This is a genomic window from uncultured Winogradskyella sp. (genome assembly GCF_947498005.1).
GTDB lineage: Bacteria > Bacteroidota > Bacteroidia > Flavobacteriales > Flavobacteriaceae > Winogradskyella.
The window spans coordinates 691555-709618 of sequence record NZ_CANMIW010000001.1 but is presented as its reverse complement, the minus strand read 5'-3'; the positions used below and the strand labels follow the sequence as shown (position 1 = coordinate 709618).

Below are 18064 nucleotides of genomic sequence, written 5' to 3'. Positions count from 1 at the left end.
ATGGTATGCAAATTATTCCAGCTAAAACACCAGACTTTGTAAAAGCATTGTTCCCAAATTTTATCTGGAATATTAACACCAAGAACAAGGAAATCTATTTAACTTTTGATGATGGCCCTACACCAGAAATTACAAATTGGGTTCTAGATCTGCTGAATAAGTTTGATGCGAAAGCCACGTTTTTTTGTATTGGTAGCAATATTGATAAACATCCTGATATTTTTAATACCATAATTAAAGAAGGGCATTCTATCGGCAACCATACTTACAATCATTTAAAAGGCTGGAAACATAAAACGAAAGTATATCTTAATGATATTGAAGATACTCAAGCTTTAATTAATAGAAACATTTCTTTAATTACTAATAAGGATGCTAATTCCCTTTCACGTGTAAAACTATTTCGCCCTCCATACGGCAAGTTTAAGTCTAAACAGAGTAAACTCATTCAAAATCTGGGTTATAAAATTATTCTTTGGGATGTATTATCTTATGACTGGGACAAGTCTATTTCTGAAGAAGCTTGTTTAAATAATGTGATTACAGCAGCAAAGGAAGGTAGTATTATTGTTTTTCATGATAGTATAAAGGCTTTTCCAAATCTAAAATATGCCCTTCCTAAAGTTTTAGAGCACTTTAGTAATCAAGGCTTTAGATTTAAAAGAATTAACGAAGCTGAATAGATTAAGCAAATTCTTGAATAATTTCAATAAGTCTATTGGTGTTTTCCTTTCCACTATGACGCCATTTCATTTCGCCATTTTTATAGATAATAAGTGTTGGTAATCCTCTTACACGCAAGGCTTCTGCGAGTTCTTGGTTTTTATCCACATCTATCTTTATTACTTTGGCCTTATCTCCTAGCGCAGCAGCAACATCACGTAATATAGAATGCATGGCTGTAGATTCTTCATTCCCTTCGGTATAAAAATCCAAAAGAACAGGTATTTCAACATCTATTAATTCTCCAAATTTTGACATATGCTATCAGTTTTAGTCAAACAAATAAGTACTTCAAACAACTAATTTTAAAAGCTTATCGGTTTTAATAAAGTACGTTCTATTATAAAAATACGGAATTCTTTACAATTAAGCACTCTTAGATCCTTTTTTGAGTTCAATAACTGTGATTTCTGGCCAAATACCTACGCGTCCTGGATAACCTAAATAACCAAAACCTCTATTGACGTTGATGTGCTGACCAAGTTCTGTATAAATCCCAGCCCATTGTTTGTACCTCCATTTTGCAGGACTCCATTTTATCCAACCTGGTATTTCAATTCCAAATTGCATACCATGCGTATGTCCACTGAGTGTTAAATGATAATGATTAGGATCTTTTAGAACTTCTGCTTCCCAATGACTTGGATCATGAGTCATTAAAATCTTAAAATCATTTTTTTCAATTAGCTTGGTTGCTTTGTTCAAGTCGCCCACTTGTTTAAATCCACCAGTGCCCCAATTTTCTACACCAATCAATGCTAATCGTTCTCCATTTTTTTCAAGATAACGGCTTTCATTCAGCAATAAATCGAAACCAATATCTTTTTGAATTTGTTTTAAATCTTCTAGATTTTGAGATTTTTCTTCTGGCGAATTCCAATCCACATAATCACCATAATCATGGTTTCCTAATACCGAAAATTTACCATCCTTAGCTTTAAGTTTGCTAAAAGATTCTTTCCATGGTATCATTTCAGAAGCTTTATTATTTACCATATCTCCTGTAAACAATAGCACATCAGATTTTTGTTCATTTATAAGATCTATTGCATATTCTATTTTCTCTTTATTATCAAAACTACCAGAATGAATATCACTAATTTGAGTTAGTCTGTAACCGTCAAAAGCTTCAGGTAAGTCATCAAAATGAAGCGTATAATTAAGTACTCTAAAATTATATTTTCCACGATACATGCCATACAACAATGACGAAAACGGAATAGCAGCCAAACCTAATGCTATTTGGCTAACAAACTTTCTGCGCGATGGCAAATGAAAATTAGCATCTTTAGTGGTTAGCTTTTCATATAAACCAATGGCAGATCTTATAAGGTCTTCACCTAATAATATTGGCACTAAAACAACATTAAAAGCCATAAAAGTGAGTAAAAAACCGAAAGCATAACTTTTCTCTAGTGTTAAAGTTCGTCCTTCACTGCTAATTGCAAATTGATACAAGAAATTACTTACGACTATAAAAGCGACTATAAAAAATACGTAGTAAACCCAAGTTTGTTTGGTTACTGTTTTTATAGCTTGAAAACCATAAATAGTTAATACTATAAAAAGAACAGCAAATATTATCCAACGAATCATGTAAATTATTTAAGGTCACAAATTTAACGATATGTAATTCTAGTTATCTTATGAAAGTGTTAAAGGTTACTACACATTGAAGAAATTAAGTCTTAACGTTTTCGTTATGTAGCGTCCTCAAAATCTATTTAATAAACTGAATAGCAACTAATACTACATTTTAAAATACCACAGAAAATATGTAAATTGTAGGAAACTAACTAATAATTCCTTGCTATCTTGAAATATTTTTACTTCATTTTATTGCTAAGCCTCTCCTGTGTTTTACATTCTCAATCAAATTCTAATCAACATAAAATTATAGATTCCTTAATTAACATTGTAGACACTTATGATGATGATTTTGAAAAAATAAGAGTGCTTACCAGTAATGCAGGTCAGCTTCGATACTCTAAAGATACACGTGTTTTAATTGATAAGGCTATTGAGATTTCTAGGCTGAATAACAATTCAATAGAATTATCTAACAGTTATTATGCCTTAGGAAATTACTATTACTTCAATACAAAATTAGATTCTAGCATTTATTATTTAGATAAGGCATCGCATTATCTAAAAGATCAAAACGATCCCATGTTATTAGCGACCATATTAAACACAAAAGGAGGTGTTTACAAAAAGCAAGGCAAGTTACCCTTAGCGACTGAAATAAATGTAGAAGCCAAAAAAAAATTAGAATCAATTGACACCTTAACATTGTCAAATGATGATATGTACCAATTAAAAAGGAGATTGGTAATTGTCAATAATAGCTTGGCTATTTTGTGTATTAATACAGAAAATTTTGAAAAAGCTTTACAATATTTTGATGATGCTATTGAAACCTCTAAGACTTTAAAGGAATTTTCTAAAAATGTACCTGTACTTATGTCCAACAAGGGTGATTTGCTAATGAACATGAACAAGTTAAATGAAGCCTTATCAGTTCTAAAAGAAGCAAAAGCTTTAAAAGTAAAAAATGAATTTCCATTACGATCCATAGCAACCACCGATTTAACCTTAGGACAAGTTTTAATTAAATTGAAAAATTATGATGATGCCCTTATTTATCTAGATGATGCATTAATAAATTACGAAAAAAGTGAACATCAATTTGGCATCACTAATACGCTACAAGAAAAAGGGAATTTATTATTAATTACAAATAAAACAACAGAAGCAAAGAAAGCTTGCGAAAAAGCAAAATCTATAGCCGATTCAATAGACGATAAAGAGTTTATTATGAAAAGTTGTGATTGCTTATATAAAGTAGAAAAAAAATTAGGCAACTTTAAACAAGCCTTGTCTTACTTCGAGACGTTTATTACAATTGAAGCTGAATCCTTTAATAAAGAACAGAACGAAAAAGTAGAACAACTAATTACTAAATATGATTTCGAAAAAAAAGAAGCCGAATTAAAAGTTCTAAAGCTAGAAGCCGAAAAATCAGAACAACAAAAATTAGCCTATACAATTGCTGCTTTAATAGGTATGATAATCGCTCTTATAATAGCCTATTTTCTTTATAAAAATTATAAAAAAAATAAACTCTTAGCTAAACAAACTAAACTATTAGAAACTTCGATAGACGAAAAAAATGTACTATTAAAAGAAACTCATCATCGTGTAAAAAATAGTTTTCAGATTGTGTCTAGTTTATTGTACTTACAGTCTGAAAGTGTAGAAGACAAAGAAGCTAAAATTGCTATAAAAGAAGCCGAAAACAGAGTCCGTTCTATGGTTTTAATACATCAAAAATTATACAATAAAGATGAGCTCGTGGGCATTAATACTAAAGATTATTTTAGCGACTTAACACATGATATTTTTGAAAGCCATCAGTTTAATGGAGAACCCATAAATTACGAGCTCCAAGCAGAACCTTTAGTATTAGACATAGAATCCATTACTCCAATTGGCTTAATATTAAACGAACTCATAACAAACACTTTAAAACACGCTTTTAATGATAATTCCAAAGGGCATACAATACAAATAATCTTTTATAGAGAAAACCAAAATCTTATTCTCAAAGTTATTGACAATGGACAAGGATTTGAAGGCGAGATAAAAAGCACATCATTTGGGATTACACTGATGAAAGCCTTATCTAAAAAGCTAAACGCAACTTTAAATTATAACTCTAAAAGAGATAGTGGAACAGAAGCTATATTAACTATAAAAAAGTTTAACATACTCTAGGTATTAACTCATAAAGGTGTTTTATTTACTAAAAATAAATGAGCTTTCACTAAAAAAAACAGTGATAAAAATTAGTTTTCTATAGTTTAAAAAATCTAAATCAATATTATTTTGAAATCCCTAAATATATTTATAGTAGAAGACGAACCCTTAATAGTTTCCACCATTGAAGTAGCATTACGTAAACAAGGTTTTTGCGCCATTGGAGATGCTGAAGATTTTACTACTGCGCTGCGTGACATAGAATTGCTAAAACCCGATTTAATACTCATTGATATCCAACTCAACGGAGAAAAGGATGGTGTGGATCTCGCTACAGAATTAGATAAAAAGAACTTGCCCTATATGTTTCTTTCTTCACAAACGGATCCCAATACTATTGAACGCGTAAAGTATGTAAACCCGTTAGGTTATATTGTTAAACCATTTACCGAAACTAGTTTAAGAACTAATATTGAATTAGCTTGGCATAAGTACAGTGAATCTAAGCAACATTTTATTGTCATTAAACACGAAGGCAGATTACATAGAATAAATCAAAACTCCATTAGTTATCTAAAGGCCTTTGACAATTATTGCTATATCATCACAAATACAAAAACTTATTTAGTTCCGCATACTTTAAAGCACATTTCAGAGCAACTAAAAGGAGATAACTTTATAAAAGCACATCGTTCTTACGTGGTAAATTTAAACCACATTCTTAGTGTTGATAAAAACACTATTACACTTAAAAATGATAGTATTCCTGTAAGTGCGTCGCAAAAAAGCTTAGTGGTAAGTAAACTGAAAACTTATAAATAAAATTTTACTCCATTCACTAAATAAAAGTGAGCATTCACTAAAAAAACTCTTTTACCAATAGTTATAAAAATAGCTTTACACTGCTATTAATTAAAGATATACCATCAATTAAAAGATGGTAATCTGACGTAAAATTTAACTAAAATGAAAGTATGTTTTTATGCAATTGTGTCATTGTTTATGGCATCATTAAATGCTCAAGATACCGTAGATTTCACAAAAAAAGGACGAGATTGGTATGTTAGTGAGTCTACAGGGTCAGGTAAACTTGGCACAAAAGAACAACCAGCCAAAGACTTAGGCAATATTATCTACTTATTAAAACCAAACGATATTATTCATATTGCAGAAGGCGTTTACAAGAGCAAAGGTAAGCGTGGTTCAGACGAAATAAATGTTCCTGTTCAAATTTATGGCGGTTATGATGTTACATTCACCAAACGTGCGCCTTGGACAGATCACAAAACCATATTTACGGGTACAAACGAATACAAAAAACTAACAACACCTCGGCTTTACATTCGTACAGACCAACAACGCGCTAAAAACGGACAACTCGCAGAAGGCGGATTAATAATAATCGATGGTATCATTGTAGACAATGGACCTAGAAATCGTTATCATCATGATAAGGACTTAGCCATCCGCAGAAAAGCAAGTCCTAAGAGCCAACAAAATCCATCGCCAGAATCTGGCGGTATCGTTGTTGTGGCAAGTCATTATATGAATGTTGGTGTGCAAAATTGTGTCGTTATGAACACAGCACCAACGGAAGGCGCCATTTCCGTACGCGTAAAAAAAGGAGGAAAAGGTTACATTCGCAATAATTTATCAATAAATAACACAGGTTATGGTATCCATGCGCGCACAGGATATGTTGGCAATGACCCAAAATTAGTTCCGCAATTTGTCATTAGTAATAACACGTCTTTATTTAATTGGAAACACGATCCTGTTGCCTCATATGGAGGGAACGCTTTGGCTTTAGATAAAGAATTAACTGCCACTATAACCAATAATGTTTTTGGCTTTGGACACTTTGGTGGCATTTACAATAAAGGTGCAAATATTGTGCTGAGTAATAATCTCTTTACAGGAAACTCTAAGTACGATTATAAAGAAATAAACGACGAAATGATTGTAGATGATATTGTGGACGAAGCCGAACGTATAGATGCAAGCTCAACTGGAAATAGCACTGCTCTACTGCAAATTTCGGTAGCTGAACGTTGGGCCAAAATCTATGGTAATCGTAAGGAGTTAAGCAGAGAAGCTGTTGACGCCTCTGTAAGTGCCGCAAACTCGGGTGCAAATCAATTGCGAGGCATGCTAGGTCTTAATCTTCAAGGCAATACTACTACAATGGATGCAGAAATATTTTTACCACGTCTTCAGATTGACGAAGCCATACCTGTAGGCCTTAAAAACTGGAATGGCATTGGCTGTGCAACACCTAGATATAAATAAATCAATTACAGTAAAAGAATATAATATATCAGAAAGACAAGACTAGTTGATTTCATTTATAAATCTATCAATTACAGTTCTGCAATTAACGCTTATGCATGCAACCAAGCTAGAGATGTAGCAGATAAACTTATTGAGGCTTGAGAAAGAGAAAAATCTAAGCGCAAACAAAAATCAATCAAATTCTCTGCTTCTGAGACAGTTCAAATTGTAAAAAACAAACGGAACATTATTGCAAGAATTAGTACTACGAAAATGGAACCTCTAAAATGTTTCTTAACAAAAGCACAGTAAAATATTACTCAATAAAAAGCTTATAATCGAGGTTGAAATGTATTCACTAAAGAAAAAAAACCGTTTACTAAAAAACAATGACTAAAACAATGGTTTTGAGCTAGTTTTACGAAGCTATTAATCAGTCATTACGCTTTTTAAAACAACTTCTCTACAGATTATATACCTTAAGTTGTTTTGAAGCGGACTTCTCAAAACATATAAATTATGACCGTTCTAAACCTACGTATAAGCTTATTGTTTTCTGTTATTATTTTTACCATAAATGCCCAAGTAGGTATAGGTAACACAAACCCACAAGCTACACTAGACATTGAAGCGACTAGCCCTACAAGTCCTGCTAACAACGATGGTATTTTAATCCCTCGAATGAGTGTTTTTCCTAGTGCTCCAGGCACAACTAGAGATGGTTTGCTAATCTTCTACACTGGAGCTTCAGCATCTGGCAAAGGGTTTTATTATTGGAATGATGGTACAGGTTGGACATTCCTTACTGGTGCAAAAAATATAAATGATCTTGAAGATGGAAAATCTGACACTGATGGCTCACAAGATGGATCTTCTATATTCCTAGGTATCAATTCAGGAGCCTCAGATGATAGCTCAGATAATAGAAATGTGGGTATTGGGTATCTCGCTTTAGAAGACAATACTATAGGTTCACAAAATACAGCAATTGGTTACAACGCTCTTTTAAATAACACGGAAGGAGATTCCAATACAGCAATTGGCTCGGCAAGTTTAGATGCAAACACAACAGGCATTTGGAACACTGCTGTAGGACAAGGCTCACTTACCAACAATATTAGCGGATCCTATAATACAGCCTTAGGAAGAGGCTCACATGTTAGTAATAATTCTGGAAGTTCAAATGTAACTATTGGAGTTTGGGCATTGGGTAATAGCGCCTCAGGTAATTTTAATACTGTTATTGGTTCGGAAGCTGGAAATGCTTTATCCGGAGAAAGTAACAATACAATCATAGGTAGAAGAGCAATGAACTCATACTCCGCAGGAGGCGAAAATGTAGCCATTGGTGCTGCAACCGGGTATTATGGTAACGGCATTCAAAACACGTATATTGGAACTTCCGCAGGCAACAGTGTAGGCACAGGAGAAAGGAATGGGAGCGTTTTTTTAGGCTATGCCGCTGGTTCTTTAGAAATGTCTAGTAATAGATTATATATAGAAAATAGCTCGAATATAACACCGTTAATTTACGGTGAATTTGATAACGATATTCTTCGTGTCAATGGAGAATTACAAATAGGAGATCCTACTGCTGGAGGTTATAAATTACCAACAACAGATGGCGCGAATGCTAGCGAAGTATTAACAACTGATGGTAATGGCACACTTACATGGTCTACTCCAACGGCTACCGAATTAGATGGTGACGTAACTAATGAGCTTCAAGATCTCACTTTAGTTGGCGACGAACTACAAATCTCTAGTGGTGCACCTGCAAGTATGCGCGCTTTTATAAACCCTAAATATCCAGATGGTTTTGAAAATATAGATCCTATATCACGTGGTAGTCTCGCAACTTTATCAGGAAGTCCATACACTGTGCCTACAGGTAAAAATTTATACATTACGAATGTTTTTATGCCATATATATCAGCTCAATTAATAGTTGATGGCATAACCGTTTTAAGAGGACGACAAAATGCAAATAATTATCAAACATTGACTAGCCCTATTATAATAAGTGCTGGTAGTGTTGTAGAATCTGGTAACACAACGATTATCAATGGTTTTTTAGTAGATGCCTATTGCGAACCAGCTACATTTAATACCTCTTTCAATGTACCTTCTGATAAGATTTTTGTACTTCTCAACTTTTGCCCAGTATCGCCGTCAACAAGTAGTTACATACGAATTTCATCACGCACAGTGTACAGAGGAAATGGGTTATATACTGCCAATCCATCATATTCATCATTTTTAAACCCAATATTTGTGGACTCTGGAGAAACCGTCATGCCGGATGGAGTTGTAAATGGTTATTTTATAGATAAGTAAAAGTATTAATTTTTTAGTAATAATTATTATGTTTTTGAGCCTGACTACGCCATGGCTATGTCAGATAATAGAAAAAGCCGCTGTAGGGAGCGGCTTTTTTTCTTTCACTAAAACCACTTCACAGTAATCCTAGCCAACTTCTCTTTAAAACTAGTGTAAGGTGGAAACAACAATTCTGTAACACCAAACGTGTGTTGTTTTAAAACCGATCGTTCATTACTGAACGCTTTAAAGCCAAAAAATCCATGACTTTTGCCAATACCGCTATTATTTGTACCTCCAAACGGTAAATTGTGATTTGCATAATGCAACACACTATTATTAATACAAGTCCCACCTGCTCTTGTGTTATTCATTATTTTCTTAATATTGGCTTTACTTTTACTATAGATGTAAAGTGCTAAGGGTCTCGATTTTGAATTGATATATGCAATTCCCATATCTAAACTCTCATAAGTTACAATAGGCAAAATAGGCCCAAAAATCTCCTCGTTTAGCAATTTTGCTTCAGGTTTTAAATCTGAAATGATAGTAGGTTCTATATATTTAGTCGCGCTTTCTGTTTGTCCTCCGACTTCAAATTTGGCTTCAAGTATTTTTGCGTTTTCGAGATAAGCATTTAATCTTTTAAAGTGCTTGTCTGTGACAATTCTTCCGTAACTATTTGACGCTTTCGGATTATCAGTATAAAAGGTTTTAAGCCATTTTTTACAAGACTCAATAAATTCTACTTTCACACTTTTATCAATCAACACATAATCTGGAGACACACATATTTGGCCTGTGTTCAAAAACTTTGCCCACATTATTTTCTTTGCCGCTTTATCAATATTTGCTGTTTTATCTACGATAGTAGGCGACTTCCCTCCTAACTCTAAAGTTACCGAAGCTAAGTGATTAGATGCTGCTGACATCACAATTTTACCCACTTGTGGTGAGCCTGTAAAAAAGATATGATTGAAAGGTAATTTTAATAATTCAGTAGAAACCTCAACTTCGCCTTCTACTAAAGCCACCTCATGTTCAGTAAAAACGTCTGCAACTATTTTAGCCATTAACGCTGAAGAATTCGGTGTCATTTCCGAAGGCTTTATAATCGCAGTATTTCCTGCTGCAATTGCAGAAACTAATGGACCAAACGTAAGGTTGAAAGGAAAATTCCATGGCGAAATTATTAAACAAACACCTTTGGGTTCGTACGTAATGTAAGAACTAGAACCCAACATAGATAATGGTGTGTCTACACTTTGCTTGCGCATCCATTGCTTTAAATGTTGCTTTGCAAATTTAATATCTCCTATTATAGCAAAGATCTCTGTGAGCTCGGTTTCTACTACTGGCTTGCCTAAATCTTGTTGTAAGGCATTTTGTATTTCTATTCTATACGTGGATTCAATTGCGGTTTTTAATGCATTCAGTTTCTGTATACGTTGTTTATAAGTACTATTCCCAATGTTATATTGATTCTGATATTGCTTAGAGAATAACTTAAAGTATGGATTATTTACAAATTCTTTCATAAAAAAGTACTGTTTACAGGTCTTTGAAGCTGTTTTTGTGTCGTTCGTCGATAGTTAAAAAATTAACGTGTTTTTCATCCTATAAAATTCAACTTTTAGCACAAATAACATTGATTCTAAAGGGCTAACGAGCCATTTTACGTATTTAGTCGATGATATTTACAAATAGAATCCTGTTATCCATTTATCGACCTGTTTCATCTAAAAATTTTAGTCACATTTAGAATCATCCGTTTCTTTGACTCGAAGTTAAAACAAATTAATTTCTTACTATTATGAAAAAAGGTTTAGTCATCATATTATTTTTAACAATGTCTCTAGCAGGTTTTGCTCAGCAAGATGCAGTTACTAACAATGAAACTGAACTTATTGAAACTGTTAAAGTTGAAAAAGTAGAAGCGAAAACAATTAGTATTTCTGCTGAAGTTAAGGCTAAGGTTTTAAAAATGAATCGTAAAAAGAGTAACGAAATTATCAGTATTAAAGCTTACAGAAAAAGTCTTCAAATTAAAGTTAAGACAGTAAAGCTTTGTTAAGAAAATGAATTAAGACGCTATTAACTATATTTTATTAAAAGACCGAAACTTATGTTTCGGCTTTTTTTTTGATTATATCAGAAACTACAATGAATAATTTATTTATAAAGCACTGATTTATAAATTATAACAAAAAAAATCACTAATTTAGTATCAGCTATTAATCATTGATGACAAATAATCTAAACATTTATTTTTCTAGATTAAGTACTACTATTCTCTTCCTACTATTGTGTTTAGTCAGTTTTAATTCTAGTGCACAAAAACTAACATTTTCTCATTTAGGTCTAAAAGAAGGTTTACCACAAGAAACTATTATTTGTATTACTGAGGACAAAAAAGGCTTCTATTGGTTTGGTACTTCAGATGGTATTGTGCGCTATGATGGTCATGATTTTTATATACCTCAGCCAGATAAACATTCAGGATTAGATATTGGTGGTTTTAGAATTGGTGCTATTTTAGCTAAAGACAATAACATATATATTGGTACTGGTCAAAATGGACTAGTAGCTTACAATATAAGTACTGAATCTACTACACAGCTTGGAGAACCAAACACTAATTGTACACGATTAATTGACTACAAGGGCTTAATAATCGCTGCTAATGCGGACAATGGTATTGGTATTATTGAAAACAACACATATCATAAAACTCATTATTTTAAAGATTATCCTAAAAAAATCACAGGTGTCTCGGTAATGAATGATCAACTTTATATTGGCAACCTTGATGGCGAAATTTATGTTGCATCCTTAAATGGTATAGGCGATTCTGGTTACGACTTATTCTTTAAAAAACTAACGACTATTGAGGCCAGCATTAATAACTTAAAAACAATTTCAGATACATTATGGATTACTACAGATAGTGGACTTTACAATTTAACTAACACTAATTTAGAGGCAAAACCTGTTCAACTTATTGAAAACCAAAGTGCCGTTAAGTATAATGTAAATACACTCATTTATGATAACAGCAGTTATTATATAGGAACAAATTCTGGATTATTAGTGGCAACATATAATAATAAAGACCTAATTGTAAATACACACTACAGAGCTAATAAAAAAGAAAACTTAAACACCGTTTCATTTGATAATATTAATGATCTGTATGTAGACAATAATGGCAACCTAATGATTGGAAGTTTTAATTTAGAAACCACTTCTATTATTAAAGATGCCGTTTTTAAAAACCCAACGCACGTTTTTAATGTAAATGATCCTTCCGTATTTGCTGTTATTGATACAAAAGATTATCTATTTACAGCAACCTCAAGCGGACTGGTTATTTCTAGTAATAACGATCAATCAATATTTAAGGTTTTTCCTAATCATAGAGTAAGAGGTTTTGTAAAAGATACCCATAATAATCTTTGGTGTGCTACTGGTAAAGGCCTATTTATCTTAAATCTCAACACATTAGATATAGAAAACCCAAATTTTATTGCAGTTCCTTCTGAAACCGATTACGCTAATCATCTCCCTTCTCATAACATAAGAAGTATTTTTAAAGATTCTAAGAATACTATTTGGGTTACCTCCTACAATAAGGGTTTTAGTAAATTTATTGGAAATGTTGAAAGTGAAAACTATGACTTTTTAAATTATAGTGCAGAGCAATTTCCTTCAAGACTAACCATTTCAATGCTTGAAGATCATCAAGGCATGTATTGGATGACAACACAAAAGGGACTAAGTGCTTTTAATATTAAAGACAACAAATTTAACCTTATAAAAAACTATGATGAAACTAACGGCCTAGCAACTAGAGGTGTTCTAAGTGCTTTTGTAGATAGTGACAAAACATTATGGATTGCGACCAGAAAAGGACTAAGTAAATACAATAGAGAAACAGACTCGTTTACATCTTTTGGTAAACGCGATGGTTTAACTAACACTTTTATATATAATATTAATGAAGACAATTTAGGGAATTTATGGCTTTCTACTAATGGTGGACTTTTTAGATTTCATAAAAACACACAAGAATTTACCAATTACAACCCTAAAGATGGTGTACAAAGTACGGAGTTTAATCTTGGAGCTGTTTACAAAAACTCAGGTAATGAAAATCTTTACTTTGGAGGCATAAATGGTGTAAACATTTTTAATCCTAATGATATTAATAAGTTAGATAAAGAAGGCCAACTTAGTTTTACACAACTAAAAGTTAAAGATACGCTTGTAACTCCGAGTGAAACTTCAATTTTATCTACAAGTATTATCAATGCAAAACAAATTGAAGTTAACCATAACGATTTTCCTATAAATTTAAGTTTTTCTGGATTAGATTTTAGACCCAATAGCAATGTAAAATACGTTTATAAACTATTACCAGACGACAAGGATTGGAATGCTTTAGACTACAAAAACTATATTCAACTTCTTACCTTATCTCCTAAGGAATACACATTGCAAATACAAGGTAAATCTAGAAACAACTTATGGCAAAAACCGCCTTTAGAATTAAGAATAAATGTAAAACCACCATGGTATAAAAGTAATTTAGCATACCTATCTTATCTGTTGTTGTTTTTAGGTATTGTTTACGCTTTTTATAGAATTAGTTTGCAACGACAAATTGCAGGTCAAGAATCTAAACGCTTACAAGAGTTAGATGATTTAAAATCGAGATTCATTACCAATATTACCCACGAGTTTAGAACACCACTTACCATAATACTTGGTTATCTTGGTAATTTAAAAGAACGATTTTCTGAAAAAGACGATGTCAATTCTTCATTAAATACTATTGAACAAAACAGTAATAGTTTACTGAATTTAGTAAATCAAATGCTGGATTTAGCGAAGTTAGAAAAAGGACAACTCAACCTCAACTTAATTCAGAATGATATTGCAAGCTATTCAAAATATATCGTCGATAGTTTTTTAAGTATTGCTTCAGACAAGAAAATAGATTTAAAATTTAACGCTGATCCAAAGAAAATCGTAATGGATTATGATGCCGAAAAATGGCGTCAGATTCTTACCAACCTTATTTCAAATGCCTTAAAATTTTCTCCAGAAGATTCTCAACTTCAAATTAACTTAAAACAACAAAACAATACACTTTTGGTTGAAGTTGCAGATCAAGGCTATGGCATATCAGAAGCAGAGCTTCCTTATATTTTTGATCGTTTTTATCAAGTAGAAAATACCGAACATAAAGTGTCTCAAGGTACAGGCGTTGGTTTAGCGTTGACAAAAGAATTGGTAGCATTGTGTAAAGGCACAATAAAAGTGCAATCTAAAATTAGTGTTGGTACAACGTTTACGCTTCAATTGCCTATTACTAATAACGCTCTTCATCAAGATTCAGATCTCAAAATTAATCCAATTTCAATCGGAACCGTTGTGCCAGATTTAGATGACGTAATTATTGATGACGATGCTAACACCGTTTTAATTGTAGAAGACAATGCAGATATGGCAAGTTACATTGCCTCTTGCTTACAACCAGATTATAAAGTGAGCTTCGCAAAAGATGGTAAAGCAGGTTTAGAATGGGCTGAAACTAACATTCCAGATATTATAATCACTGATGTTATGATGCCAATAATGGACGGTTTTGAGTTGACGCAAAAACTACAAGCCAATACCAACACCAACCACATTCCTATTATAATGCTAACTTCTAAAGCCATGCAAGAAGATAAGATTGAAGGCATTACAAGTGGTGCAGATGCGTATTTAACCAAACCGTTTCAAAAGGCAGAATTAAAACTCCGTATGCAAATGTTAATTGCTAAGCGGAAAAAGCTTCAGAACAACTATGCAGTAAATACGGTTGTAGAAAAAACCGAACAGAAAAAACCAACAACAGACAAAAAACTCATCTTTTTAAATTCAGTTATAGATGCTATTCATCAGCATTTAGATGACTCTAATTTTGGAGCCACTGAACTCGCAAAATTTATGCTAATGAGTGACTCGCAACTCTACCGAAAACTAAAAGCTATTTCTAATACAAGTACAGGAATTTTTATTAGAAAAGTACGACTAGAAAAAGCTAAAGAATCACTAAAAACCACCGATTTATCCATTTCCGAAATTGCCTATGCCTCAGGATTTAACGATCCTAATTGGTTCAGCAAAGCTTTTAAAGACGAATTTAACCAAAGCCCAACTGAATTTCGTAATTAACTGATAATCAATATTAATACATTCGTTCTGACAAAATAATACTTGTCATTTTTCTTCATTTTGAAGAAATACTACCCTCTTTTGAAAAAATAATCAAGACCGTTTTTTAAGTATAACAATAAGTTTGTGAAGCTATTAATCATTAACTCATTGTATTATGAAAACTTCAACACTTCTCGTTGCTTTACTCATTATTAATTCCAGTTTTTTAGCTGGTCATATTTCCATACAACTCATTGGAAATATTAATCCTTTTATTCTTGGTGGTTCTGAACTCGTTCTTGGCATCTCTTATTATATCCACACCATTTTTAGAGATGTGAGAAATGCCTTTGACGTCGATGTAAAATTATAATCTTAATAAATATTCAAAATCCAACATTATGAAAAACATTACAATCACCATCATATTACTTACGCTTTGCTGTCAACTTTATTCACAAACTACAGCGATTCCAGATGCCAACTTTGAGCAAGCTTTAATTGACGAAGGAATTGACACCAATGGACTTAACGGAAATATCTTAAATGTTGATGCAGAAAACACAACATCTTTAATTTTAACTAATCGAAATATTTCTGACGTATCAGGTATTGAAGCTTTTACCAACCTTACCACATTATATCTTAGCCAAAATAACCTAACTACTTTAGATGTCACTAACAATTTACTATTAGGTAACCTTGTATGTTGGGATAACAATTTATCGAGTATCACTTTTGCAGCTAATACACAATTGTATAATCTGGCTTGCGAAGAAAATAATTTAACAAGTTTAGATGTTAGCAGTCTCACTAGCCTATCAAATTTATATTGTGGTGATAACGCCATTACAACTCTAGATGTTTCTGCAAATACGGCATTGTTAAAATTAGATATTTACAATCTAGCATTAACAGAATTAGATTTATCTAGTAACAATAATTTACAAGATCTGTACTGCGATAATAATCAGCTAACAACGCTAAATCTAAGTGACAAACCTAGTTTTAAAAGATTGTCTTGTAAAAACAATGCCTTAACTGAACTTAATATTAGTAATGGCAATAATACTAATGTCACTTTATTTAGAACGGACGGTAACTCAGAACTTAATTGTATTACTGTAGATGACGAAGCATACAGTACTTCAAATTGGGCAAATATCGATGATCATACTAGTTTTAGCGTTAGTTGCGATGGGTCACTTTCTACAACCGAAATTAATAATGACACATCTATTTCAGTTTACCCAAACCCAGTAAAAGACCAATTAAACCTGTCTTTTCCATCTACAGTAGATTCAATTGTAATTTTCAATAGTCTAGGAGAATTGGTTGCCAAAACTTCAAATGAAAACCACATCGATCTCACAGATTTAAAAACAGGTTTATATGTGGTAAAAATTCAAGTTGAAAACAAAACCATAACGAAGAAAATCCTACACGACTAATCTCAATTGCACAACCTCAAAAATCCAATTATCATGAAAATTATACAATACACAATTATACTTTGTCTAACTTCATTCGCATGTTTTGCTCAAGTAGGTATTGGTAACACAGACCCTAAAGCCAGTTTAGATATTACAGCATCAAACCAAGCTGCACCTGCAAATACAGATGGTATTTTAATACCACGAATAGATGCATTTCCGTCAACAAACCCTACTGTAGACCAAAAAGGAATGTTGGTTTATTTAACAACCTTTGATGGCACTAATCCTAGTGGGTTTTATTACTGGACTGGCGGAGCATGGACAACTACTAAGAACATTTATACCTCATCTAATGGCATAATTGAAAGCAGTAAGAATTTTCGCTTAGGAGGCTCACTTACTAGTGACACTGCTATAAATTTTGATACGCGTTCACTCACTTTCAGAGTCGGTACTTCTTCTAGTAGTTTTAATGTAAGTTCTAATGGACCAACTGTTTTTAGAATAGGGAATGGTTATTCTAATAATACTACATTTGGGCAAGACACGTATTGGAAAGACGGTTCTACATCTGGCACAACATTAGGTCGGTTTTATGGTTCTAGTTCAGGAATTTTTGAACTCTATAATTCAGGATCTCCTTCTGTTCGCCTAATAACTTCAGGAACTTCTTATTTTAGCAATTGTAACTTAGCTATCGGAACAACTGGTAGTGGATCTTCCTACAGGTTAAATGCACATGCATCATCTACTAATTATGTCGCTAATTTTCAACAATTAGGTACTGGTAGTTCGGCTGAAGGAGTAAGCATCAGATTAACAGATATTTCACCTATGACAAACCATAGATACTTAAGCTTTTTTAGAAATGAAACTATCGAAGCTGGCAAAATAACAGGAAACGCATTTGGAAATGGTGTCAATTATTCTACAACCTCAGACCGTCGTTTAAAAATGAATATAGAAAACATAACTAATGCGCTAGGTGTTTTAGACCAAATACAACCTCAACTCTATGAATATATATCATTTCCAGGCCCTAAAGAATATGGCTTTATAGCTCAAGATTTGCAATTAGTATATCCGCAAGCGGTTTCTGGCTCTCCAGACTCAGACCCTTATAAAAACCCTATGATGGTAGACTACGGTAAACTAACACCTATACTCACAGCTAGTGTAAAAGAATTATACCAAGAAGTCTTAAACCTAAAAAAAGAAAATGAAACTTTATTAGAAAGATTAAATAATCTAGTACAACTAGAAGCACGCTTATCTGCTTTAGAACAACATAATTCAACACCGAATTAACCCATAATTGATTGTCTTCAATTATATTTTTATTAGATTAA

The 18064-nt window shown here is 32.6% G+C and carries 13 protein-coding genes; 10 read left to right on the top strand and 3 right to left on the bottom strand.

Annotated features, from left to right (window positions below):
- Positions 1-5 precede the first annotated feature (5 nt).
- A complete protein-coding gene (locus Q0891_RS03095; RefSeq protein ID WP_299098634.1) occupies positions 6-683 on the top strand; it encodes a polysaccharide deacetylase family protein in 678 nt (225 codons plus the stop codon).
- Position 684: 1 nt separating this feature from the next.
- Here the strand turns inward: Q0891_RS03095 and Q0891_RS03090 are convergent, their stop codons facing one another.
- Together Q0891_RS03090 and Q0891_RS03085 are read right to left on the bottom strand one after the other, a co-directional pair.
- The gene (locus Q0891_RS03090; protein ID WP_299098633.1) at positions 685-981 is read right to left on the bottom strand and encodes a co-chaperone YbbN; all 297 of its coding nucleotides are present in this window, start codon (positions 979-981) and stop codon (positions 685-687) included.
- A 108-nt stretch (positions 982-1089) separates the two neighbouring features.
- Positions 1090-2319 (bottom strand): metallophosphoesterase, encoded by a 1230-nt coding sequence (locus tag Q0891_RS03085; RefSeq protein WP_299098630.1) that lies wholly within the window; start codon positions 2317-2319, stop codon positions 1090-1092.
- 243 nt (positions 2320-2562) lie between these two features.
- On the opposite strand from Q0891_RS03085, the gene Q0891_RS03080 reads away from it, so the two are divergent.
- The 4 genes from Q0891_RS03080 (at position 2563) to Q0891_RS03065 (ending at position 9090) form a co-directional block, all read left to right on the top strand.
- Positions 2563-4500 carry a histidine kinase dimerization/phosphoacceptor domain -containing protein gene (locus Q0891_RS03080; protein WP_299098628.1) on the top strand — a complete coding sequence of 646 codons (1938 nt, stop codon included), beginning with the start codon at positions 2563-2565 and terminating at the stop codon, positions 4498-4500.
- Between the two features lie 111 nt (positions 4501-4611).
- Positions 4612-5304 (top strand): LytTR family DNA-binding domain-containing protein, encoded by a 693-nt coding sequence (locus tag Q0891_RS03075; RefSeq protein ID WP_299098626.1) that lies wholly within the window; start codon positions 4612-4614, stop codon positions 5302-5304.
- A 144-nt stretch (positions 5305-5448) separates the two neighbouring features.
- Entirely contained in the window at positions 5449-6771 is a 1323-nt protein-coding gene (locus Q0891_RS03070) for a hypothetical protein (protein WP_299098624.1), read from the top strand.
- A gap of 501 nt (positions 6772-7272) precedes the next feature.
- Entirely contained in the window at positions 7273-9090 is a 1818-nt protein-coding gene (locus tag Q0891_RS03065; RefSeq protein WP_299098622.1) for a hypothetical protein, read from the top strand.
- Positions 9091-9197: 107 nt separating this feature from the next.
- On the opposite strand, the gene Q0891_RS03060 is transcribed toward Q0891_RS03065, so the two are convergent.
- Positions 9198-10610 (bottom strand): aldehyde dehydrogenase family protein, encoded by a 1413-nt coding sequence (locus Q0891_RS03060; protein WP_299098620.1) that lies wholly within the window; start codon positions 10608-10610, stop codon positions 9198-9200.
- 275 nt (positions 10611-10885) lie between these two features.
- Here Q0891_RS03060 and Q0891_RS03055 point away from each other — a divergent pair, with 275 nt between their 5' ends.
- The 5 genes from Q0891_RS03055 (at position 10886) to Q0891_RS03035 (ending at position 18023) form a co-directional block, all read left to right on the top strand.
- Positions 10886-11146 (top strand): hypothetical protein, encoded by a 261-nt coding sequence (locus Q0891_RS03055; protein ID WP_299098618.1) that lies wholly within the window; start codon positions 10886-10888, stop codon positions 11144-11146.
- Positions 11147-11316: 170 nt separating this feature from the next.
- On the top strand, positions 11317-15297 hold the full coding sequence (locus tag Q0891_RS03050) for a hybrid sensor histidine kinase/response regulator transcription factor (RefSeq protein WP_299098616.1): 3981 nt from the start codon (positions 11317-11319) through the stop codon (positions 15295-15297).
- A 157-nt stretch (positions 15298-15454) separates the two neighbouring features.
- Positions 15455-15652: a hypothetical protein gene (locus Q0891_RS03045; RefSeq protein WP_299098614.1), complete on the top strand. Its 198-nt coding sequence runs from the start codon at positions 15455-15457 to the stop codon at positions 15650-15652.
- A 28-nt stretch (positions 15653-15680) separates the two neighbouring features.
- Positions 15681-16730, top strand: coding sequence for a T9SS type A sorting domain-containing protein (locus tag Q0891_RS03040; RefSeq protein ID WP_299098612.1), 1050 nt, complete (start codon positions 15681-15683; stop codon positions 16728-16730).
- A 33-nt stretch (positions 16731-16763) separates the two neighbouring features.
- A complete protein-coding gene (locus Q0891_RS03035) occupies positions 16764-18023 on the top strand; it encodes a tail fiber domain-containing protein (protein ID WP_299098610.1) in 1260 nt (419 codons plus the stop codon).
- Positions 18024-18064: the final 41 nt, after the last annotated feature.

What these genes read in the sequence shown, in the direction of transcription:
- Q0891_RS03095 (WP_299098634.1), top strand. Translation starts at nt 6, where the DNA reads ATGCAAATTATTCCAGCTAAAACACCAGACTTTGTAAAAGCATTGTTC.
- Q0891_RS03090 (WP_299098633.1), bottom strand. Translation starts at nt 981, where the DNA reads ATGTCAAAATTTGGAGAATTAATAGATGTTGAAATACCTGTTCTTTTG.
- Q0891_RS03085 (WP_299098630.1), bottom strand. Translation starts at nt 2,319, where the DNA reads ATGATTCGTTGGATAATATTTGCTGTTCTTTTTATAGTATTAACTATT.
- Q0891_RS03070 (WP_299098624.1), top strand. Translation starts at nt 5,449, where the DNA reads ATGAAAGTATGTTTTTATGCAATTGTGTCATTGTTTATGGCATCATTA.
- Q0891_RS03065 (WP_299098622.1), top strand. Translation starts at nt 7,273, where the DNA reads ATGACCGTTCTAAACCTACGTATAAGCTTATTGTTTTCTGTTATTATT.
- Q0891_RS03060 (WP_299098620.1), bottom strand. Translation starts at nt 10,610, where the DNA reads ATGAAAGAATTTGTAAATAATCCATACTTTAAGTTATTCTCTAAGCAA.
- Q0891_RS03055 (WP_299098618.1), top strand. Translation starts at nt 10,886, where the DNA reads ATGAAAAAAGGTTTAGTCATCATATTATTTTTAACAATGTCTCTAGCA.
- Q0891_RS03050 (WP_299098616.1), top strand. Translation starts at nt 11,317, where the DNA reads ATGACAAATAATCTAAACATTTATTTTTCTAGATTAAGTACTACTATT.
- Q0891_RS03045 (WP_299098614.1), top strand. Translation starts at nt 15,455, where the DNA reads ATGAAAACTTCAACACTTCTCGTTGCTTTACTCATTATTAATTCCAGT.
- Q0891_RS03040 (WP_299098612.1), top strand. Translation starts at nt 15,681, where the DNA reads ATGAAAAACATTACAATCACCATCATATTACTTACGCTTTGCTGTCAA.
- Q0891_RS03035 (WP_299098610.1), top strand. Translation starts at nt 16,764, where the DNA reads ATGAAAATTATACAATACACAATTATACTTTGTCTAACTTCATTCGCA.